Source organism: Kitasatospora sp. NPDC101157, from assembly GCF_044768255.1.
Taxonomy (GTDB): domain Bacteria; phylum Actinomycetota; class Actinomycetes; order Streptomycetales; family Streptomycetaceae; genus Kitasatospora.
The window spans coordinates 219,132-238,925 of record NZ_JBIWPL010000004.1; the positions used below are offsets into that span (position 1 = coordinate 219,132).

Below are 19,794 nucleotides of genomic sequence, written 5' to 3' on the forward strand. Positions count from 1 at the left end.
AATCAGGATCCGCGCGGATCACCGGAGGAGGGCGGATGAGAGCACGTACGGCCGTCGCGGCGACCGGCGTTCTGCTGCTCGCGCTGTGCTCCTCGGCGGCTCGCCCGTCGACCGGCTCGGCCTCCGGGCGAATGTCCCCGGAGGCCCGCAGCTACCTGTCCGAGGCACTGAGCCTGGTCCAGCGGCACGCCCTGAACGCCGCGAAGGTGGACTGGCCGACGGTCCGCGGCCAGGCCTTCGCCCAGGCGGCCGCGGCCCGCACCCCGGCCGACACCTACGCCGCGATCCGCACCGCCGTGGCCGCCCTCGGCGACCGGCACAGCCGGTTCTACCCGGCCGGGCAGGCGGCCGGGCTCACTGCCGACCCGGCGACCGTCGACGCCCCCACGATCGCCCGACTGCCCGGTGGAATCGCCCACTTGACCCTCCCTCCGGTGAACGGTTCGGAGCGCACCTACGCCGAGTACGTCGCCCGCGGCCGCACCGCCGTCTCGGGCACCGAAGCCTGCGGCTGGGTGGTGGACCTGCGCCGGGAGACCGGCGGCGGAATGTGGGCACCGCTGGCCGTCGCCGCGCCACTGCTCGGCGACGGCCCGCTCGGCGCCTTCGTCACGGCGGACGGCACCCGCAGCACCTGGTCGATCCGCGGCGGCGTGCCGTACCTGGAGGACGCCCCGCAGGCCGCACCGGACACCACCGGCCGCACGGCCGCCGCCCCGCCGATCGCCGTCCTCACCGGCCCGGCGACGGGCAGCGCGGGTGAGGCCGTCACCATCGCCCTCATCGGCCACCCCGATACCCGCAGCTTCGGCGCACCCACCTACGGGGTGCCCACCGGCAACGAGCCGCACCGCCTCTCCGACGGCGCCGTTCTGCTGCTCGCCGGCGCCGCCGAGGCCGACCGCACCGGCCGCGTCCACGAGGGCCCGATCGAGCCGGACGAGTTCGTCGACCCCCGCAAGGACGACGACCCGACGCTCGCCGCCGCCGTCGCGTGGCTGTCGCAGCGGGCCGCCTGCAGCAAGGGCCGGGGTTTGCCCGGCGAACCCTAGAACGACCGCCCCTCACCGTGGTAGGGCGGCTGGGGGCCGGCGGGCGGGTCGGGGCGGTCGCGCAGGTCGGCGCAGAGGGCGGCGCTGAGCCGGGTGAGGAGTTCGGCGAGGTCGTCGTACTGCTGCTCGTCCCAGTCGCCGAGCAGTTCCGCCAGTTGGGTGCGCCGGGCGTCGACCAGGCGCAGCGCGATCTCCCGGCCCGGCTCGGTGAGGCGCAGCGGCAGGCCGCCGGTGCGGGCGGCGAGGCCCCGGCTCTCCACCTCGCGGACGGCCTCCTCGACGACCGCGATCGGGACGATCCGCTGCTCGGCGAGTTCGACGGGCTCCACCGAGCGGTGGTGGTGCATCTGGAGGATCAGCCAGCTGGAGGCGGGCAGCAGGTCGAGTCCGGCGGTGGCGGTGATCCGCCGGAACAGGTCGCGGCGGGCCTCGCGGGTGCTCAGCACGGACAGCGCGCGGGCGATCTCGTCCAGGGAGGAGCGCTCGACCGGGTTGATCCCGATGGACTCGCTCAGGTCGGGCGCGGTCACGGTGGAGCGCAGCTTCTGCTCCTGCAGGAACAGCGACAGCACGAAGGCGACCAGCGCGACGGGCACCGCGTACAGGAAGACCCGGGTGATCGACTCGGCGTAGGCGTGGTGGATCTCGGCCTGGACGGCGGCGGGCAGCCCGGTGATCAGCCGGGGGTCGGCGGCGATCCGGTCGGCCTGGAAGCCCGGCGGAAGCGGCTGCCCGGCCAGGGCGTCGGCGAGCCGGGAGCGCAGACCGCTGGCGAAGATCGTCCCGAAGATGGACACGCCGAAGGAGGCGCCGATGGAACGGAAGAAGGTGGCGCCGGCGGTGGCCACGCCGAGGTCCTGGTAGCCGACCGAGTTCTGCACGATCAGCACCAGCACCTGCATCACCAGGCCCAGCCCGAGGCCGAAGACCAGGAAGTAGAGGCTCATCTCGGCCGTGCTGCTGTGCTCGTCCAGCCGGGAGAGCAGCACCAGTCCGATCGTGGTCACGGCCGTCCCGGCGATCGGGAAGACCCGGTAGCGGCCGGTGCGGGCGACGATCTGACCGGAGCCGATCGAGGTGAGCAGCATCCCGAGCACCATCGGCAGCATGTGGATGCCGGACATGGTGGGCGAGACCTGCTGGACGACCTGGAGGAAGGTCGGCAGGTAGGTGAGCGCGCCGAACATCGCGAAACCGACCACGAAGGAGATCACCGCGACCAGGCTGAAGGTCCGCGAACGGAACAGCCGCAGCGGCAGGACGGGTTCGACGGCCGTCCGTTCCACCTGGACGAAGGCGAGCAGCAGCGCCACCCCGAGCACTCCGAGGCCGGCGACCTGCCAGGAGTCCCAGGCCCAGGTGGTGCCGCCGAGCGAGGTCATCAGCACCAGGCAGGTGGCGACCGAGGCGATCAGGACGGTGCCCAGGTAATCGATCCGGTGCTCGCGCCGGACCTCCCGTCCGTGCAGCACCGCGGCGATCACCACCAGGGCGACCACGCCGATCGGCAGGTTGACGTAGAAGACCCAGCGCCAGCTGAGGTGGTCGACGAACAGGCCGCCGAGCAGCGGTCCGAGCACGCTGGTCACACCGAAGACGGCGCCGAAGAGGCCCTGGTACTTGCCGCGGTCCCGGGGCGCGACGAGGTCGCCGACGATCGCCTGGGAGAGCACCATCAGGCCGCCGCCGCCCAGGCCCTGGAGAGCCCGGAAGGCGATCAGCTCGCCCATGTTCTGGGCCAGTCCGCAGAGCACCGAGCCGATCAGGAAGATCACGATGGAGGCCTGGAAGAACCGCTTCCGGCCGTACATGTCGCCGAGCTTGCCCCAGAGCGGGGTGGCGGCGGTGGAGGCCAGCAGGTAGGCGGTGACCACCCAGGAGAGGTGGTCCAGCCCGCCGAGGTCGCTGACGATGGTGGGCAGCGCGGTGGAGACGATGGTCTGGTCGAGGGCGGCGAGCAGCATCGCCAGCAGCAGGGCGCCGATCGGCACCCAGAGGTTGGGGACGGTGACCTCGGGCGGGCCGGGCTCCTGCGCCGGGGTCCGGCCGGGCGCGGCACCGGGTTCCCCCCGGCCCGAGGTTGGGGGAGGGTCCGTCATGGCGTCTCCGTGGGGTCGCGGGGTTGCGGGGCCGGACGACCGGACGCCCGGTGGATGATCACTCCCAGTTCCCCATGCTGGCAGATGTGTCCTGGTTTGCGCCGCTCGGTTGAGCCGAACGTAAGCGACGGGCCCGCCGCGCGCGTTCCGGCGGTTTCCCCGGGGCCCAACCACCACCAACCGGCACAACACCCCCGCCGGGGGTCGGACGCCCCTGTCCACCCTCCGGGACGTCCTGCATAATCAGGCCCGATCGCGAGACCCGAGAACCGAGGAGGACCGGCCGATGCCGGACCAGCACTGCCCGACGTGCGGCACCGCCCGCTCCACCGGGTGCGGCTGCCTCCCCGACCGGGGCCTCGACGACCGGAGCCTCGACGAGACCGCCGTCCTCCCCCAGCTGGAGGGCCCGCCGCTGGTGCGCCCGTACGTGCCGCAGGCGCCCGACCAGGTCGTGGAGGAGCCGTCGCCGACCACCGACCCGTTCGCGACCGCGGTCCTGCCGCCGGTCCCACCGGGCCGGCAGGGCCAGCCGATGCAGTCGGGGCCGCCCCCGCTGGGGCCGGACGCGGACGCCTACGCGACGACCGTGCTGCCGCCCGTCCCGGGTCCCGCACCGGATGCGTACGCCACCAGCGTGCTGCCCCCGGTCCGGTCGGGCCCGCCGGTCCAGCCCGGCCCGCCGACGCAGTCGGGCCCGCCGGACCGGCCGCGTCCGCCCGTCGGGCCCGGCGCCGGGGACGGCTCCGGGGACGACCTCGGCTACTTCCCGTTCGGCAACGAAGCCCCCGAACCCGACTCTGCCGCCGTCGGCGGACGGGCCGCGCGACGGGCCGCCGAGCAGACGGAGCGGAGTCCCTTCGCCGGGCGCAAGGGGCTGATCGCGGGCGTCGGCGCCGGCCTGCTGGCGCTGACCGTGGGCCTCGCCTACGCCGTGACGCCCTCCTCCGAGCCGACCCGCCAGGCGGAGCCGTTGCCCGTCACCACGCTCGCGCCCGCCCCGGTGGATCCGCCGACCCTGGCCGCCCCGACGACCAACGCCCCGGCGCCGTCCACCGGGACGCCGAGCCCCACCCCGACCCGGACGGCCAGACCCAGCCCCAGCAGGACGCCCACCCCCACCCCCACCCACTCGGCGGCGCCGACGCCCACCCCCACCCCGCCGCCCACGCCGACCCCGACGCCCACGCCGACGCCGTCCCAGACCCCGCGGCTGCTCCAGCTCGGGATGAGCGGACCGGACGTGCTGGCGATGCAGCAGCAGCTGGTCAACGCCGGATGCGGATTCGTCGACAAGTCGATCGTCACCGGCACCTTCGACTACTGGACCCGGACGACGCTGCAGGACTACCAGCACCAGAACCACATCAAGGGTGAGAACGGCGTCTACGGCCCCAGGACCCAGGCCGTCCTCACCGCCGATCCCGGCTGCTGAAAACGGCCGGCTGTCGTCAGCCGGTGATCGCCCCGAAGATGCTGACCCCGGCGAGGACCACCATGATCGCCGCCGCCACCCGGATGATCAGCTTCATCGGCACGTGCTTGAGCAGCTTCTGCCCGCCCACGATGGCGATCCCGCCGACCGCGCACAGCGCCAGCCAGGAGCCGAGGCCGACGGCCAGCGGATCCGCGTACTTGGCGGCCAGGTTGGCGGTCATGATCTGGGTCAGGTCACCGAACTCGGCGACCGCGACGACCGCGAAGCTGGTCCCGGCCACCTTCCAGAAGTGGTTCGAGGACGGCTCCTTGGCCGCGTGCTCGTCCTCGTCCTCGCCGCCGTGGAACAGCAGCATCGCCGCGCCGACCAGGAACAGCGTGCCGGTGATGCCCTCCACCCAGCGGTGCGGCAGCAGCGAGAGCAGGTGTCCGGCGACCAGCGCCAGCACCACCTGGACCAGCATGGCGGCGGCCACGCCCGCGAAGACGTAGCTCGCCCGGTACTTGGTGCCGAGCACCAGGCTGGCCAGCGCGGTCTTGTCCGGCAGCTCCGCCAGGAAGATGATGCCGAACGTCAACGCGGCAATGGTCAGGCTCATCGGGAGATATCCCTCGGTCGGGCTGCCCGGCCTCCGCAGGTCCGTCAGGGGACGCCTCGGCCCGACAGCACTGGAAACGGTCACAGCACTGCGGCCGAAGGTCTCGCCGGCAGCCGCCAACCGAGCGGTGCCCCGGGCGCCGGGCCCGTGGGGGCCAGTATGTCGACGGTCCGGTGGAGGGCTACTCCCCTTCAACGCGCCCCAGCCTACCGGACGCCGCCGGGGGCTCCGGCCTCAGATCCAGCTGGTGAACCACATCCGGTCCTGCCATGACGACATCGGGATGACCTGCGCCGTGTACAGCGGATAGAAGAAGGCGAAGCAGCCGACGATCGCGAGCACGATCAGCCCGGCCCCGATCGCCCCGTACCGTCGGCGCTCCGGGCTGCACCCGGCCGGGCCGAGGATCGCGCCGAGCATCTGGGCGACCGCCAGGCACAGGAACGGCACCAGCACGACCATGTAGAAGGAGAAGATCGTCCGTTCCTGGTACTGGAACCAGGGCAGGTAGATCCCGGCCACCGCGCACAGCACGGCGCCCGAGCGCCAGTCCCGGCGGAAGAACCAGCGCCACAGCAGGTAGACCAGTGCGAAGCAGGCCGCCCACCACAGGAACGGGGTGCCGAGGCCCAGGATCTGCGCCGCGCAGCCGCCGGAGGAGGTGCAGCCGCGCGTCCCGGTCGGGATCTGCTCCCAGTACATCGAGACCGGGCGGCCGTCGACCAGCCAGGCGAAGGGGTTGGACTGGTAGGTGTGCGGGGTGCTCAGGCCGGTGTTGAAGTCGTACATCTGCGAGTGGTAGTGCCACAGGCTGCGCAGCGCCGCCGGCACCCAGCTCATCGGGACCTGCGGCAGCGGGATGCCGAGGACGTGGTCCGGGGAGAGCCCGGCGCGGCCGTCCGCCCAGTGCCGGTCGTAGCCGCCCTCGCCGTTCGAGCCGCTGGCCAGCCAGCCGCTCCAGGAGCCGACGTACACCACCACGGCGGAGCCGACCATGGCGAGGAAGGCGGGCACGGCGTCCCGGCGCAGCATCGACCGCCAGGGGTGGCGGGCGCCGGCGCCGCGGCGGCCGGACTGGTCCCACAGCACGGTCAGGACGCCGAAAGCGGCGAGGATCGGGGCGCCGTTCCACTTGACCGCGCAGGCGGCGCCGATGAGCACCCCGGCGGCGATCCGCCAGGGGCGCAGCCCGAGCCGCACGGTGTCGCCGTCGTCGCCGGCGTCGGCGGCTCCGGCGGCTCCGGCGGCGAGGGCCAGCCGGGCGCGGACGTGGTCGCGGTCGATCAGCAGGGCGCCGAAGGAGGCGAGCACGAAGAACATCTGGATGCCGTCGAGCAGGCCGACCCGGCTCATCACCAGCTGGAGGCCGTCGACGGACATCAGCAGGGCGGCGGTGCAGCCGATCAGCGTGGAGCCGAAGAGCCGGCGGCCGATCCGGGCCAGCATCAGCACGGTGACGGTGCCGAGCAGGGCGGTCATGAACCGCCAGCCGAAGGGGTGCAGTCCGAACAGCTGCTCGCCGATCGTCATCACCCATTTGCCGAGCGGCGGGTGGGCGATGAACTCGGGCGCCGCACCGAGCGGGACGGTCTGCGGGACGGCCAGGATGTCGGTGTTGGCGTGGTCGGGCCAGGTGCCCTCGTAGCCCTGCTGGAGCAGGGACCAGGCGTCCTTGGGGTAGTACGTCTCGTCGAAGACGAAGGCGTTGGGATACCCGAGGTGCCAGAACCGCAGCAGGCCGGCGAAGATCGCGATGCCGATCGGGCCGAGCCAGCCGGAGTGGTCGGCGGCCCGGCGCAGCAGCCCGCGCGGGGCCGGGGCCGGGGCCGGGGCCGGTCCGGCGGTGGCCTGGGCCGCCGGGGGGTGCGTGAGCGCCGCTTGCGTCATTGCCTCGCCGATTCGCCTGTCTGCGGGGCCCGCGGAGGGTGCCGGGCCCGGGTCCGCTGCCCGGGCCGGGCCGGGCGGTCAACAGCCACTGACACTATGTGGCGGTGCCCGGGGAAGCCAAGCGCGACGGGCGCCGACCAGGTGACCTGGTCGGCGCCCGTCGCGAACACCGTTGCGAGTGCCGTCACGCGGCGGTCTGCAGCTCCCGGACCGGGACCGGGGTGCGGACCACGGCCGGGGCCGCGTTGTCCTGCTCCGCCGTGAGGTACGGGCGCAGCCGCACCGCCAGCAGGACGATCAGCAGGGTCGAGCCCGCCATGGCCGCGAGGTAGAGCGGCCAGGTGCCGGAGCCGACCAGCAGCACCCCGACGGCCGGGCCGACCGCGATCGCGATCTGCTTCACCAGGGCGTACCCGGCGTTGTAGGTGCCGAGCAGCCGGGCCGGGGCGAGGTCCGCGACCATCGGGCCCATGGTGGGTGCCAGCAGCGACTCACCGACGCCGAACAGGGCGTAGATCGAGATGATCGCGACGGTGGCGGCCATGGTCTCGGTCCGGATCAGGCCGGCCACCAGGGCCATCGCCCAGGCGCCGAGCCAGACCACGCCGGCCGCGGCCATCGCGGTGGTGCGGCGGCGGCGCGCGGTGATCCGCACCATGAACATCTGCAGCACCACGATGGTCACCGCGTTGGCGCCGATCGCGAAGCCCAGGGTGGACGGCGCGGTGCCGACGGTGTCGGTGGCGAAGGCCGCGACACCGGACTCGAACTGGCCGTAGCAGGTGAAGAAGATCAGCCCGGCGAGGATGCTGAGCCGCACCATCGCCTTGTCGGCGAACAGGGCGCGCAGGCCGGTCGGGCCGCCGTTCATCTCCTGGACGACGCTCAGCTGGGCCTTAGGTATCCGAGCGGTGCCGGTGACCAGGGCCAGGCCGAGGAAGGTGGCCGCCTCGATGGTGAACAGCCGGGTGAGGCTGGCCGGGTCGGCGACGTCGACGATCTGCCCGCCGACCAGCGCGCCGATGCCCATGCCCAGGTTGACCAGGGTGAACTGCAGCGCGAAGGCGTGCGAGCGGGTCGCCGCCGTCGAGCAGCGGACGATCATCGTGGCGAGCGCCGGCTGGCAGGTGGTGACACCCGCGCCGAACAGGAACGAGGAGACCAGCAGGGCCGGCGTACCGGAGGCGTGGCCGAAGGCGAACGCGCCGGTGGCGGCCAGGCCCGCACCCGCCAGCAGGACCGGACGGGGACCGTACCGGTCGATGCCGCGCCCGGTGAACGGGAGGACGGCGAGCGCCGCCAGGGCGAAGACGGTGAACACCATCCCGGCCGCCAGCGAACCCAGCCCGCGCACCTGGTCCACGTACACGAACATGTACGGCATCGTGAACCCGCTGCCGAACGCACTGAGCGCGTTGCCGATCTGGACGCGGCGCAGCGGGCCGCCCGCTCCACGCCGCTGCTGCCTCTGCTGCTTCACCGTGCCGGTCACCGTGCACATCCCTTCCTGGTTTCGACTGGAACTCTTGAGCCCAGAAGATTTCAGACCTAAACTCTGACGAGATAAAGTCTTAGCACCGGAAGAGTGCGGAGTCAAAGGCTTAAGGAGTGCACGTCCGTGCGACACTGGTCCGCATGACTACGGACAAGCCGGCGCCGGCTGCCGACAAGCCTCCGGGGGCCACCCCGCTGGAGTTCGGCATCGCCGAGCAAGTGGCCCTGTACCAGCGGGAGTTCCCCACCGTCGACCCTCAGGTCGAGACGATCGTGCAGACCCTCAACCGGGTCTCCCGGCGGATGGGCGTGGCGTACGACCGGCAGCTGACTGTGCTCGGAATCACCTCCGCCGAGTGGGAGGTGCTCAAGGCGCTGGTGGTGAGCGGCAGCCCGTACCGGCTGGGGCCGGGCGAGCTGGCCAAGCGGCTGGGGCTCACCCCGGCCGCGATGACCCACCGGATCGACCGGATGCTGGCCGACGGCCTGGTGACCCGGGAGCGGGACGAGTCCAACCGGGTGCGGGTGATCATCGAGCTGACCGAGAACGGCCGCGACAAGTGGCTGGAGTCGATGCGGATGGCGGCGGTGTTCGAGGAGGAGCTGCTGCAGGACCTCGCGGGCGAGGAGCGCGCGGCGCTGTCCGGCCTGCTGGCCCGGATGCTGCGGCGGATCGAGGAGAGCCAGCCGGACGCCCTCGGGCGCACGGCCGACCTGGCGCCGTAGCGGCCGTAGCGGCCGTAGGCGAACGAGAGCACGGGTCCGGCCCGCCGGGGGAGTTCCCCCGGCGGGCCGGACCCGTGCTCGTTCAGGTGCCGCGGGGTCCGTCAGGCCCCGGTGCGGTCAGCCGCTCAGCAGGGACCGTTGTCGGCCCACACGCCCCACTGGCCGCTCTGGGACGGGTCCTCGCCCTTGGTCCACCACTTGTTGGTGTAGTAGTGGCCCTTCCACGAGACCTTGGTGCCGCCGGCGGCGTAGGTGGTGTTCGGGTCCCAGCTCGGGGCGGCCGAGCAGGTGGCCGGCGGGGTCGGGGTGCCGGTCGGGGTCCCGGTGGGCGTGCCGGTCGGCGTGCCCGTCGGCGTCCCGGTGGGGGTGCCGGTCGGGGTCTGGGTCGGGGTCTGGGTCGGCGTCGGGGTGCCGGTCGGCGGGGCCGGGCAGCCGGCCGCGGAGCCGTTGGTGGCGCTCACCATCTTGTCGAACAGGGCGGTGTTGGTGCCCAGGTCGTACAGCGAGAAGGCGAAGGAGCCGCCGAGGCCGTTGCAGTGCGCGTAGTCCAGCTTGGCCTGGATGGACCGGGCGTCCTCACCGCTCCAGAAGGTGTTGCCGTCGTAGAAGTAGGTCGCCTTGGCGTCGTCGTCCCAGAAGGTCTTGGACGGGTTGTCGACGAAGCCGGCCAGCTCCTTGTACATCTGGATGCCCGCGACGTTGCCGGACATCGCGGCGCCGGTCGCCGGGGCGGCGGCGGGCTGGAAGAGGCCGTTCCTGCCGTTGTTCTGGACGCCGGTCCAGCCGCGGTAGTAGAACGGCACACCCATGTTGATCTTGTTGGCCGGGAAGCCGCCGGGGATGCCGTACTGCGCGTCGCCGACCGTCCACGCCTTGATGGCATTGTCGATCGAGTACTTGCCGTTGCCCGGCTTGGCCGGGGACGACGGGTCGTTCGGGCCGGAGTACAGCGGGGCCTGGTGGTTGGTCGGACCCTGCGGGTCCCAACCGCCGTGCATGTCGTAGGTCATGACGTCCATGAACGTGAGGTACTGACCGATCTTGTCGGTCTCGACGTTCATGATCTTGTCCTGGCCGGCGCCGACCGCCGCCGACAGGGCGTAGGTCTTGTTGTCGGCCTTGCCCTGGGCGTCCAGCTGGCTGCGGAACTCCTTGAGCAGCAGGGTGAAGTTCTGCTTGTCGGCCGGGCTGGAGATGTTGCCGGTGTGGCCGCCGCCGCCCGGGTACTCCCAGTCGATGTCGATGCCGTCGAAGATGCCGGCGCCACTGCCCGGGCCGCCGTAGCCCGCGTCGGACGGCAGGTTGCCCTTGATGAACATGTCGATGCAGGACGACACCAGGTGCTTGCGCGAGGCGTCCGAGGCGGCCGCCGACGAGAAGTACTTGGAGTAGGTCCAACCACCGAGCGAGAGCAGGATCTTGAGGTTGGGGTTCTTCGCCTTCAGCTTCTTCAGCTGGTTGAAGTTGCCCGCGATCGGCTGGTTCCAGACGTCGCCGACGCCGTCCACCGAGATGTCCGCGCCGAAGCTCTTCTGGTAGTCGGCGAACGCGTCGGCCGCGCCGTCACCGGCGTTGGGGTTGTTGTCGTTGGTGTCGGCGGCCTTGGTCGCCTCGAAACAGCCCAGGTCGGTCGGGGAGATGTTGGCGAAGTCGTAGATCAGGTAGTCCAGCTTCCCGGCGACGCCGGTGTCCTGGATCGTCTTCGGGTAGTACGCGTTCGCGTAGATCGACCACTGGTCGTAGTAGGCGACCTTGAGGCCGCCGCTGGTGGCGGGCGCGCCGGTGGAGTTGGTGGTCGCGGCGTTGGCCGCGCCGCCGCCGGACAGCGCGAGGCCCGCGCCGAGCAGCAGGGAGGCGGCGGTGCCGGCCGCGACGGCGGCCAGGCTCTTCGGGCGGCGCCGGCGGGGCCCGTCCGGAGCCGGGGTCCCGGCCCTTTCAATGCGTGAGCGCAGCATGGGTGCGTGACTCCTGGATGTGGGGGTTCCGTCGCCCGGTGGGGTCGCACGTCCGGGATGGGGCCGGACGACCGGGACATGACAGATCAGGGGTGGGGGATCGAGCGGGCAGGCCTGGAAGGACACTGACGGACACCGGGATGTGCCGAACCGGCGCCCCCGGCACGAGACCGGTGACGCCGGTTCAGGGGCTCCCTGCACCTGGGCAACAAAAATGGACTAGACCAACTCCCCCGTCAAGGGGTGCCGTTGGCCCTTGAGACCCGCTTAAGGTTGCGCGCCCGCCCCCGCACCCGCCCGGCACCCGGCCCGAGCTGCGCGGCTTCAGTAGCGGACGGCGTTGGCGACCTCCGCCTTGACCGTGCCCGAGAGGGTCAGGTGGCTTCGCGCGGTGGCCTGGACGCTCTGGCCCGCGGCCAGGTCCTGGACCGTCGTCGCGGTCGCGTCCAGCACCTTGCCGTTCCCGTCGGTGAAGTTCACCTGGATCACGTACTGGTAGGACTGCCCGCCGTGGTTGGTGACGGTCAGTTGCGCCAGCGTCTTGCCGTCCGTCCCGGTGGTCACCGCCCCGACCGTCACGTCCCCCTTCGCGTCCAGGCCGCCCTTGATGCCCGCCACCGCCGAGGAGGCGGAGGAGACCGCCTCCGAGGCCCGGGCCTCCGCCGAGGCGAGCGCCGAGCCCGCCTGGCTCGCCGCCGAGGCCAGCGCGGAGCCGGCGGAGGCGGCGACACTCAGCGCCGAGGAGGCCGAACTGCTCGCACTCTTGCCCGACGACGAGCAGCCCACCAGCACCGACGCGCCGACGACGGCCACCACCAGGGCCCCGGCGACCAGGGGTGGTCGACGGCTCTCCGGTGGGTCCTGGCGTCGGGTGACGCGCGGGGCCGGGGTGGCGCGGATGAGCGGCTGGCGGTCCATGAGGTCCTCGATTCTGGTCGGCGCCGGGCTGCCCGACGCCTTTTCTGCCCACCTTCCGAAGGCTCGGGAGCCGCCGCCAGCAGGGGTGCTGCCTCCGGGTGACGCGCCCGCGGGACGTCGGTCAGGACAGCCCTGAGCCCTCCTGCTGTTCCGCCTCGACCGCCGCCCGCTCCTCGCGCAGCCGCACCAGGTGGCGGCGTCGCGCCACCACGCCGTACGCGCCCGCCGCACTCGCCACGAAGCCCAGCAGGCCGACCCACGACCGGTCGAAGACGTGCCCGGTCAGATGGTCCAGCGAGTAGCGCCCCGGGCCGGCCAGGCCGATCGCCAGGCCCGCCGCGCCGAGGAAGGCCGGGTACTCGTAGCCGCCGGACATGGCGAAGAAGCCCGCCGGGGCGTGCACCGCCACCGCCCCCGCCATCGTCCCGGCCACCACCGCGCCGGCCGCCGGGGTGGCCAGCCCGGCCACCAGCAGCGCGCCGCCGCCCGCCTCGCCGACGCCCGCCGCGATGGCGCTCTCCCGGGCCGGGTGGAAGCCCATGTGGTCCATCGCCTGGGTGGTGCCCTCCAGGCCGCCACCGCCGAACCAGCCGAACAGCTTCTGGGTGCCGTGCGCGATCAGCACTCCGCCGACCGCGCTGCGCAGGGCCAGCAGGCCCAGGTCCTTACGGTTCAGGCACATGTCGCATCCTCGTTTTCGCCACGGAGTGGTCGTACCGCCAAGGTGTGGACGTACGTACCTCCATGGCACCCGAGAGCGCCCACCCGTTCGAGCCGGGACCGCCATCCGGGCGAATGCGGCGACGGCCGGGAATAACGGGCGGACGGGGAGATCAACGCCACGCCCGACCGCGGGGCGTGGCGGACCGGTCGTCCCGGCCGCCGCGGCCATGCTGGGCCCATGTTCGTCTTCAACCTGAGCAGTGCCTTCATCACCTTCTTCGCCGTGGTCGGCCCGCCGAAGACCCTGCTGGCCTTCACCCGGCTGTCCCGCACCCGCAGCGACCGGGAGCTGCGGCGGCTGGCGGCGTGGAGCACGGTGATCTCGGCGCTGATCGGCCTGGTGCTCGGCTTCGGGGCGGACGAGGTGACCACGCTGTTCCACATCAGCGACCAGTCGCTGCAGCTCGCCGGCGGAGCGATCTTCTTCGTCTACGCGGTCGCGCTGGTCTTCGGCATCCACCTCGGCGCCGACGGCGACGACGACGAGCACCTGACGAACCCGCTGGCCGACGGCATCCGCGAACTGCTGCTGCCGTACATCGCCAGCCCGCTCGCCATCAGCGCCGTCATGGTCGCCTCGCTCAACCGCGACGACTGGACCTGGAAGGCCGCGGTCTCCGGCGCCTACGTGGGGGTGGTGGTGCTCAACTACCTCTGCGTGGCCGTGCTCTCGCCGCTGATGCGGCGCACCCACAGCACCTCGCTGGAGGTGCTGTCCCGGCTGCTCGGGCTGCTGCTGGCGGCCGTCGGCGTGGAGCTCTTCCTGGAGGGCCTGGCCGGGCTCGGGGCGCCCCTGCCCTTGGCGCACTGAGCCCCCGGGGCCGTCAGGCCGCCGCCAGGCGGGCCAGCACCTCGCCGATCCGCCCGCGCACCAGCGGGTCGGCGACCAGCCCGTCCGCGCCGACCGCGCCGCGCTCCAGCGGGACCCGGACGCAGGCCTCCGCCAGCACGGCCGCCCCGGTGTAGCCGAGGACGGTGCCCAGGGTGGCCTCGGCGCCCTGCCCCCGGCCCGGGGCGGCGCAGTTGATCCAGGCGGCGGGCTTGTCCGAGATCTCGACCCCGCCGACCGTCCAGTCCAGCAGGTTCTTGAACGCGCCCGGCAGCGTCCCGGCGTACTCGGGAGTGCAGAACAGCAGAGCGTCGGCCGCCCCGATCGCCGCCCGCAGCCCGGCCACCGGCTCCGGCAGCGGGTCGGTGTCGTGGTCCGGGTTGAAGTGCGGCAGCTCGGCCAGCCCGGCGTAGTAGGTGGTCCGGACGCCCGGCAGGTCGTCGGCGACCGCGGCGGCGGTGCGCAGCACGGCCTCGTTCGAGGAGCCCGCCCGCAGGCTTCCGGACAGCAGCAGGATGTGGCGCTCGTTCGGCATGCCGAGGAACCTACTCCTTGACGTCCGCGTCAAGGCCAGCCGTCGGCCGCCCCGGCCGCCCTCAGTGCGGCAGCAGCGGCCGCCAGGGCACCGGGCTGGAGAGGATCATCGAGCTGGCCGGCGGGCCGTACCCGCCGAGCCGGTCGCAGAGCGCCTCGAACTCGGCCATCGTGGCCACCGCGACCAGCAGCACGCAGCAGGCCCCGCCGGTGACCCGGTGCAGCTGGAGCACCTCCGGCCAGGTCGCCACCTCGGGGTCGCGCAGCACGCAGCGCGGGCCGTAGCACTGGACCTGCACCAGCGCGGTGATCGGCAGCCCGGCCCGGGTGGGGTCGACATGGGCGTGGTAGCCGCTGATCACCCCGTCCGCCTCCAGCCGGCGGACCCGCTCCGCCACCGCGGGTGCGGACAGGCTCACCCGACGGGAGAGTTCGTTGTACGAGAGCCTCGCGTCGGCCTGCAGTTCGGCCAGCAGTCGGCGGTCGACGGCGTCCATGGCGGCTCCCGGAACGGTGGCGATCGGCGGTCGCGATCAGCGGTTTTTCATTCGTAAAGCGGATCGACCCAACGCCTCGCGAACGACAGCTCGGAACGCGGTTGCGGTACCCGTCGACCATTCAAGCCGGGGGTGCCACCGCCGCACAATGGGCACCCCGGCGGAACCAGGACGTCCGTCCGATCCGCCGGGCCCGGGCGACGAGTGCCCGGACGGACCAGGAGGGATCGGGATGGGGCACGACACGGTGGAGACACCCAACCTTTCGTTCGGTCGGGGCGACCAGCCGGGTCGGGGCACCCCGTACGCGGAGTACGCGCGGCTGGAGCAGCTGCACGGCCTCCAGCACCCGCTCAGCAAGGAGCCGGCCGAGCTGTCGTTCATCGTCACCACCCAGGTGATGGAGCTGCTCTTCGACCTGCTGCGGCACGAGTGGACGATCGCCCGGCAGGCGCTGCGCGAGGACGACCTGACCGCCGCGCTGGCCGCGCTGCGCCGCGGCACCCACGTGCAGGACGTGCTGGTGGAGTCCTGGGACCTGCTGGCCACCATGACCCCGCAGGAGTTCAACTCCTTCCGCTCGCTGTTCGGCGAGGCCTCCGGCTTCCAGTCCTCGGCCTTCCTGCACCTGGAGTTCCTGATCGGCAACAAGAACGCCGCGCTGCTGAACATGTACGACGGGATGCCCGCGACCCAGGCCGAGCTGGCCGAGGCGCTGCGCTCCCCCGGCCTGTACGACGAGGTGCTCGGCCTGCTGGCCCGGCGTGGCCTGACCGGGCACCCGGAGCCCTCGGAGCAGCGCTACCGGCCCTCCGAGCAGGTCGCGGCGGCCTGGCGCCGGGTCTACACCGAGCCGGAGTTCGCGGACCTGCAGCCCCTCGGCGAGGCACTGCTCGACGTGGCCGAGCGGGTCACCCGCTGGCGCCAGCGCCACCTGAGCTCGGTCAAGCGGACGATGGGCGCCAAGCCCGGCTCGGGCGGCTCCAGCGGGCTGACCTGGCTGCGCAAGGCGGCCGAGCAGGACGTGTTCCCTGAACTGTGGACGATCCGGGACGAGCTGTGACCGAGCCGGTGACGGAGGAGAGGACGGGCATGATCACGCGCGAGGAGTGCGCGGCGCTGGACGCCGTCGACCCGCTGGCGGCGTTCCGCAAGGAGTTCGCCCTGCCCGACGGGGTGATCTACCTGGACGGCAACTCGCTGGGCGCGCTGCCGGTGCGCACGCCGGAGCGGGTGGCGCAGGTGGTCGAGCGGGAGTGGGGCCGGGAGCTGATCCGCAGCTGGAACGACGCCGGCTGGTTCGAGCAGCCCTACCGGTTGGGGCGGCGGATCGCGCCGCTGATCGGCGCCGATCCGGCGGAGGTGGTCGTCTGCGACACCACCTCGGTGAACCTGTTCAAGGTGCTCTCGGCGGCGCTGGAGCTCCGCCCGGGGCGGCGCACGGTGCTGGGCGACGCCGAGGCCTTCCCCACCGACCTGTACATCGCCGAGGGCGTGACCGGTCCGGTCGAGGGCGGGCGCAGCGTGCTGATCCGCCCCGAGGAGCTGGACCGGCACCTGGACGGCGACGTCGCCGCGGTGGTGCTGTCGCACGTGGACTACCGCACCGGCGAACTGCTGGACATGCCCGGGATCACCGCCCGGGTGCGGGCCGCGGGCGCCCTGATGATCTGGGACGTGTGCCACTCGGTGGGCGCGCTGCCGGTCGAACTCGGCGCCGCGGAAGCGGACTTCGCGGTTGGCTGCACCTACAAGTACCTGAACTCGGGCCCCGGCGCGCCGGCCTTCCTGTACGTCGCCGAGCGGCACCTGGCGGCCGGACCGCGGCAGCCGCTGAGCGGCTGGTTCGGGCACGCCCGCCCGTTCGCCTTCGAGCCCGGCTACGACCCGAAGCCCGGCATCGGGCGCTTCCTGACCAGTTCGCCCTCGCTGCTCGGCCAGGCCGCCCTGGACGCCTCGCTGGACATCTGGGAGCGCGCCGACCTGGCCGCCGTACGGGCGAAGAGCCTGGCCCTGACCGACCTGTTCGTCTCCCTGGTCGAGGACCTGGACGGGGTCGAGGTGGTGACCCCGCGCGAGCACGCCCGGCGGGGCAGCCAGGTCGCACTGCGGCACGCCGACGGCTACCCGGTGGTGCAGGCGCTGATCGCGCGCGGGGTGATCGGGGACTTCCGCGCGCCGGACCTGATGCGCTTCGGCTTCACGCCGCTGTACCTCTCGTACACCGAGGTGTGGGACGCGGCGCGGCAGCTGGAAGAGGTGCTGGCGAGCGGCGAGTGGCGGGACGAGCGCTTCTCCCGCCGGGGCGAGGTGACGTAACCCGGGCACCGGGGAGGGCGCACGGACCGGCCGTCGACCGCTCGGTGCGCCCGTCCTGGCCGAGTCCGGGGCCACCGAACTGCGCACCGGGCGGGGCAGGCACTGCCTGCGGATCTCCGCACAGGTCAGCCACAGCAGCGGGGTCCGCACCCGGACCCCGCACCGACCCTCACGGGCGGCGGCTACCGGCGGCTGAACGATCCGGTCGAGCGGGTCGCGGCGGACACGGTGAGGCCGCCCGGGTCGGTGGACCCGGGCGGCCTCGGGCGTCAGCGGAACCGTCAGCCGTGGCGGCCGCGACGGCGGGCGGCCAGGACGGCGAGCCCACCGAGGCCCACCAGTCCGGCGCCGGCCAGCCCGAAGACCACCGGAGCGCTGCCCGCGCCGGTCGAAGGCAGCTCACCGTCACCACCGGGGTGGTGGCCGGTCGGGCGCTTGGACGGGTGGTGGCTCGTCGGGGCGGGGCCCGCGCTCGATGTGGAGGCGCTGGCCGATGGCGAGGAGGCGCTCGCACTCGGGGACGTCGGCGACGGGGACGTCGGGCTCGGGGATGTCGGGCTCGGCAACGTCGGGGAGGGAGAAGTCGGCGAGGGCGACGTGGAGGTCGGCGACGGCGAGGGCGAGGTGGAGGTCGGCGACGGGCTCGGCGTCACCCTGCAGTCCGGCAGGTCCCCGTCGAACGGGTAGCTGTGGATCTCGTAGCCGCCCGTTCCGGTGTGGATCAGGCTGCCCGCGAGGTAGACCCGGCCGTTCATCCCGGCCTGGGCGATGGTCGTGGTGCTGCCCGGGTTGCCGGCCATGACCGAGCCCTGGAACTGGGCACTGCCGAGGATCTTCGGCGCCGTCGCGGTCGGGAAGTTGTACATGAGCTTCGAGCGCATCCGGGTGGTCTGGTCCCCCGCCAGGCCGGTGCCGGTGTAGGTGTTGATGATCGGGCTGTCGCCGAGCATGTTCACCACGACGGTGGCCCCGGCCGGGATGTTCGCGAAGACCAGGCCGATCTGACCGCCGCTCGGCGAGGCGAGGTTCTGGGAGACGTTGAAGACCTGCTTCGTGCTGACGCCGTCGCCGGTGAAGGTGGCCTGATTGGAGGAGATGGCGACGGTACCGGTCGCGGTGGCCCGGCCGACGCAGTCGGAGACCTTCTCGATCCGGGTCAGCACGTCCTGGTACGGCGCGGCCGCGTTCGGGTCCTGGATCGACTCGCCGGTGGGGTCGATGGAGACGGTGCCGGTGACGCCGCCCGCGTGGCGCAGGTTGCCGAAGGCCGTGCCGTGGGAGTCGCTACCGCCGATCAGGATCGAGTTGCCGGTCCTGGCCTCGACGCTGCCGCCGGTGGTGACGAAGTCGCTGCCGTTGGGCGGCACGACGCGCGAGCCGACGCCGACGACGCCCATGTTGTAGACGCCGCCGCCGTTCTTGTCGACGGTCAGTCTTCCCAGGGTGACGATCTTGCCCTCGGCCTCGGCCGCACGGCCGGTCACGGTGTAGTCGCCACCGGTGAAGACGTTGATCGAGGCGTCCCGCCCGGTGAAGTCGCCGTTGTTGGGCGACGGCCAGGTCGCGGGGCAGCCGGGACCGGAACAGGCACCCAGCGGCGGGGCCAGCGGAGCGGCCGAACCAACCGTCAGCACGGCGACCATCGGCACGGCGGCGACGGCGGTCGCCACGGCAGCCCGGACGGCCCGACGACGCCCGGTGGCGGGCGCTCTCCTCACGGCGGGCGCTCTCCTTGTGGCGGTCGTTCTGCGATCCGGCGAACCGGTGGCCTGACCCATCGACAATTCCTCCGCATGGAAAAAGGACAGGCCCGGATGACCTGCCACGTTCAGTAGTATTTGCTGCTGATCCCACAGATCCGGAACATAAAAGCGCAAAACGGACCATTCACACCCTACATACCATCAGATCGGACACGAAAGTCCTTCGAACGGCGCAAGGACCCGGGCCGCACCCCCGTGGTCCCGGCTCCCCGCCCGACGACAGGGCGGACTAGGTTGGACGGCATGACCACCGAGGCCCAGGAGCAGGGCGCGCCGCTCGTCGCCGTCGCGTCCGCCGACGCCGTACTGCGGCACCCCGAGGCGGGCGAGCACCTGCTCACCGAGATCGAGCGGGCGCGCGCCGCGCGCTTCCGGCAGGAGTCCGGACGGACCGACTTCGTCGCCGGGCACGTCCTGGTCCGGCTCTGCGCCGCCCGGCTGCTCGGCGTCCCGGCGGCCGGGCTGGTCCTCGCCCAGGAGTGCCCGGACTGCGGCCTGGCCGACCACGGCAGGCCCTACCTGCCGGACCACCCCGGGGTTCAGGTGAGCCTGTCCCACACCCGGGGCGTGGTCGCGGCCGGAGCGGGCCTCCGGCCCGTCGGCGTGGACGTCGAGCTGGCCGCCCGGGGCGGCTCGCTGGGCGCGGTCGCCCGCCGGGTGCTCGCCCCGGCCGAACTGGCCCTGGTCGAGGCCGCCCCGGAGCCGGACCGGGCCTTCCTGCGGCAGTGGGTGCGCAAGGAGTCGCTGATCAAGATCGGACGGGCCACCCTGGACACCCTCGGGCGGGTCGACATGTCGGCCCTGCCGCTGGACGTCCCGCCAGGCACCCCGCTGCGCAGCCGGTTCGAGGACCTCCACCTGCTCGACTGGACCGATCCCGAGCACGGCGCCGCCGTCGCGGCCGTCAGCACCGCCCCGCCGCGCATCGTGGAGCTGGTCCCGGCGGGCTGAGCGGAGCCGGG

The 19,794-nt window shown here is 72.8% G+C and carries 17 protein-coding genes; 7 read left to right on the forward strand and 10 right to left on the reverse strand.

What is annotated here, in order from left to right:
* The first annotated feature begins 35 nt into the window (after positions 1-35).
* The gene (locus ACIRVF_RS10735; protein WP_402815943.1) at positions 36-1,052 is read left to right on the forward strand and encodes a S41 family peptidase; all 1,017 of its coding nucleotides are present in this window, start codon (positions 36-38) and stop codon (positions 1,050-1,052) included.
* Here the strand turns inward: ACIRVF_RS10735 and ACIRVF_RS10740 are convergent.
* Entirely contained in the window at positions 1,049-3,151 is a 2,103-nt protein-coding gene (locus tag ACIRVF_RS10740) for a DHA2 family efflux MFS transporter permease subunit (protein ID WP_402815944.1), read from the reverse strand. The two genes, ACIRVF_RS10735 and ACIRVF_RS10740, sit on opposite strands and share 4 nt — an antisense overlap.
* A gap of 286 nt (positions 3,152-3,437) precedes the next feature.
* Here ACIRVF_RS10740 and ACIRVF_RS10745 point away from each other — a divergent pair, with 286 nt between their 5' ends.
* Positions 3,438-4,586 carry a peptidoglycan-binding protein gene (locus ACIRVF_RS10745; RefSeq protein ID WP_402815945.1) on the forward strand — a complete coding sequence of 383 codons (1,149 nt, stop codon included), beginning with the start codon at positions 3,438-3,440 and terminating at the stop codon, positions 4,584-4,586.
* A gap of 16 nt (positions 4,587-4,602) precedes the next feature.
* Here the strand turns inward: ACIRVF_RS10745 and ACIRVF_RS10750 are convergent, their stop codons facing one another.
* From ACIRVF_RS10750 to ACIRVF_RS10760, 3 genes are all read right to left on the reverse strand, one after another.
* The gene (locus ACIRVF_RS10750) at positions 4,603-5,187 is read right to left on the reverse strand and encodes a TMEM165/GDT1 family protein (RefSeq protein WP_402815946.1); all 585 of its coding nucleotides are present in this window, start codon (positions 5,185-5,187) and stop codon (positions 4,603-4,605) included.
* Positions 5,188-5,421: 234 nt separating this feature from the next.
* Positions 5,422-7,074, reverse strand: coding sequence for a dolichyl-phosphate-mannose--protein mannosyltransferase (locus ACIRVF_RS10755; protein ID WP_402815947.1), 1,653 nt, complete (start codon positions 7,072-7,074; stop codon positions 5,422-5,424).
* Positions 7,075-7,258: 184 nt separating this feature from the next.
* Complete coding sequence (locus tag ACIRVF_RS10760) at positions 7,259-8,566, reverse strand: MFS transporter (RefSeq protein WP_402815948.1); 1,308 nt, start codon at positions 8,564-8,566, stop codon at positions 7,259-7,261.
* A gap of 143 nt (positions 8,567-8,709) precedes the next feature.
* On the opposite strand from ACIRVF_RS10760, the gene ACIRVF_RS10765 reads away from it, so the two are divergent.
* A complete protein-coding gene (locus ACIRVF_RS10765; protein WP_402815949.1) occupies positions 8,710-9,294 on the forward strand; it encodes a MarR family winged helix-turn-helix transcriptional regulator in 585 nt (194 codons plus the stop codon).
* 125 nt (positions 9,295-9,419) lie between these two features.
* Here the strand turns inward: ACIRVF_RS10765 and ACIRVF_RS10770 are convergent, their stop codons facing one another.
* From ACIRVF_RS10770 to ACIRVF_RS10780, 3 genes are all read right to left on the reverse strand, one after another.
* Positions 9,420-11,249 carry a glycosyl hydrolase family 18 protein gene (locus tag ACIRVF_RS10770; RefSeq protein ID WP_402815950.1) on the reverse strand — a complete coding sequence of 610 codons (1,830 nt, stop codon included), beginning with the start codon at positions 11,247-11,249 and terminating at the stop codon, positions 9,420-9,422.
* Positions 11,250-11,573: 324 nt separating this feature from the next.
* A complete protein-coding gene (locus ACIRVF_RS10775; RefSeq protein WP_402815951.1) occupies positions 11,574-12,167 on the reverse strand; it encodes an FxLYD domain-containing protein in 594 nt (197 codons plus the stop codon).
* Positions 12,168-12,288: 121 nt separating this feature from the next.
* Entirely contained in the window at positions 12,289-12,849 is a 561-nt protein-coding gene (locus tag ACIRVF_RS10780) for a DoxX family protein (protein WP_402815952.1), read from the reverse strand.
* A gap of 219 nt (positions 12,850-13,068) precedes the next feature.
* Here ACIRVF_RS10780 and ACIRVF_RS10785 point away from each other — a divergent pair, with 219 nt between their 5' ends.
* The gene (locus ACIRVF_RS10785) at positions 13,069-13,701 is read left to right on the forward strand and encodes a MarC family protein (protein WP_402815953.1); all 633 of its coding nucleotides are present in this window, start codon (positions 13,069-13,071) and stop codon (positions 13,699-13,701) included.
* 13 nt (positions 13,702-13,714) lie between these two features.
* On the opposite strand, the gene ACIRVF_RS10790 is transcribed toward ACIRVF_RS10785, so the two are convergent.
* Entirely contained in the window at positions 13,715-14,254 is a 540-nt protein-coding gene (locus ACIRVF_RS10790) for an NADPH-dependent FMN reductase (RefSeq protein WP_402815954.1), read from the reverse strand.
* 61 nt (positions 14,255-14,315) lie between these two features.
* Positions 14,316-14,750: an Lrp/AsnC family transcriptional regulator gene (locus ACIRVF_RS10795; protein ID WP_396477352.1), complete on the reverse strand. Its 435-nt coding sequence runs from the start codon at positions 14,748-14,750 to the stop codon at positions 14,316-14,318.
* 232 nt (positions 14,751-14,982) lie between these two features.
* On the opposite strand from ACIRVF_RS10795, the gene ACIRVF_RS10800 reads away from it, so the two are divergent.
* Together ACIRVF_RS10800 and kynU are read left to right on the forward strand one after the other, a co-directional pair.
* On the forward strand, positions 14,983-15,813 hold the full coding sequence (locus ACIRVF_RS10800) for a tryptophan 2,3-dioxygenase (protein ID WP_402815955.1): 831 nt from the start codon (positions 14,983-14,985) through the stop codon (positions 15,811-15,813).
* 29 nt (positions 15,814-15,842) lie between these two features.
* Positions 15,843-17,069, forward strand: coding sequence for a kynureninase (gene kynU / locus ACIRVF_RS10805; RefSeq protein ID WP_402815956.1), 1,227 nt, complete (start codon positions 15,843-15,845; stop codon positions 17,067-17,069).
* A gap of 281 nt (positions 17,070-17,350) precedes the next feature.
* On the opposite strand, the gene ACIRVF_RS10810 is transcribed toward kynU, so the two are convergent.
* Complete coding sequence (locus ACIRVF_RS10810; protein ID WP_402815957.1) at positions 17,351-18,787, reverse strand: choice-of-anchor A family protein; 1,437 nt, start codon at positions 18,785-18,787, stop codon at positions 17,351-17,353.
* Between the two features lie 288 nt (positions 18,788-19,075).
* Here ACIRVF_RS10810 and ACIRVF_RS10815 point away from each other — a divergent pair, with 288 nt between their 5' ends.
* The gene (locus ACIRVF_RS10815; RefSeq protein ID WP_402815958.1) at positions 19,076-19,783 is read left to right on the forward strand and encodes a 4'-phosphopantetheinyl transferase family protein; all 708 of its coding nucleotides are present in this window, start codon (positions 19,076-19,078) and stop codon (positions 19,781-19,783) included.
* Positions 19,784-19,794 lie beyond the last annotated feature (11 nt).

Excerpts from the sequence above, each read along its gene's own strand:
- ACIRVF_RS10735 (WP_402815943.1), top strand. The coding sequence starts at position 36 with ATGAGAGCACGTACGGCCGTCGCGGCGACCGGCGTTCTGCTGCTCGCG.
- ACIRVF_RS10740 (WP_402815944.1), bottom strand. The coding sequence starts at position 3,151 with ATGACGGACCCTCCCCCAACCTCGGGCCGGGGGGAACCCGGTGCCGCG.
- ACIRVF_RS10745 (WP_402815945.1), top strand. The coding sequence starts at position 3,438 with ATGCCGGACCAGCACTGCCCGACGTGCGGCACCGCCCGCTCCACCGGG.
- ACIRVF_RS10750 (WP_402815946.1), bottom strand. The coding sequence starts at position 5,187 with ATGAGCCTGACCATTGCCGCGTTGACGTTCGGCATCATCTTCCTGGCG.
- ACIRVF_RS10755 (WP_402815947.1), bottom strand. The coding sequence starts at position 7,074 with ATGACGCAAGCGGCGCTCACGCACCCCCCGGCGGCCCAGGCCACCGCC.
- ACIRVF_RS10765 (WP_402815949.1), top strand. The coding sequence starts at position 8,710 with ATGACTACGGACAAGCCGGCGCCGGCTGCCGACAAGCCTCCGGGGGCC.
- ACIRVF_RS10770 (WP_402815950.1), bottom strand. The coding sequence starts at position 11,249 with ATGCTGCGCTCACGCATTGAAAGGGCCGGGACCCCGGCTCCGGACGGG.
- ACIRVF_RS10775 (WP_402815951.1), bottom strand. The coding sequence starts at position 12,167 with ATGGACCGCCAGCCGCTCATCCGCGCCACCCCGGCCCCGCGCGTCACC.
- ACIRVF_RS10780 (WP_402815952.1), bottom strand. The coding sequence starts at position 12,849 with ATGTGCCTGAACCGTAAGGACCTGGGCCTGCTGGCCCTGCGCAGCGCG.
- ACIRVF_RS10785 (WP_402815953.1), top strand. The coding sequence starts at position 13,069 with ATGTTCGTCTTCAACCTGAGCAGTGCCTTCATCACCTTCTTCGCCGTG.
- ACIRVF_RS10790 (WP_402815954.1), bottom strand. The coding sequence starts at position 14,254 with ATGCCGAACGAGCGCCACATCCTGCTGCTGTCCGGAAGCCTGCGGGCG.
- ACIRVF_RS10795 (WP_396477352.1), bottom strand. The coding sequence starts at position 14,750 with ATGGACGCCGTCGACCGCCGACTGCTGGCCGAACTGCAGGCCGACGCG.
- ACIRVF_RS10800 (WP_402815955.1), top strand. The coding sequence starts at position 14,983 with ATGGGGCACGACACGGTGGAGACACCCAACCTTTCGTTCGGTCGGGGC.
- kynU (WP_402815956.1), top strand. The coding sequence starts at position 15,843 with ATGATCACGCGCGAGGAGTGCGCGGCGCTGGACGCCGTCGACCCGCTG.
- ACIRVF_RS10815 (WP_402815958.1), top strand. The coding sequence starts at position 19,076 with ATGACCACCGAGGCCCAGGAGCAGGGCGCGCCGCTCGTCGCCGTCGCG.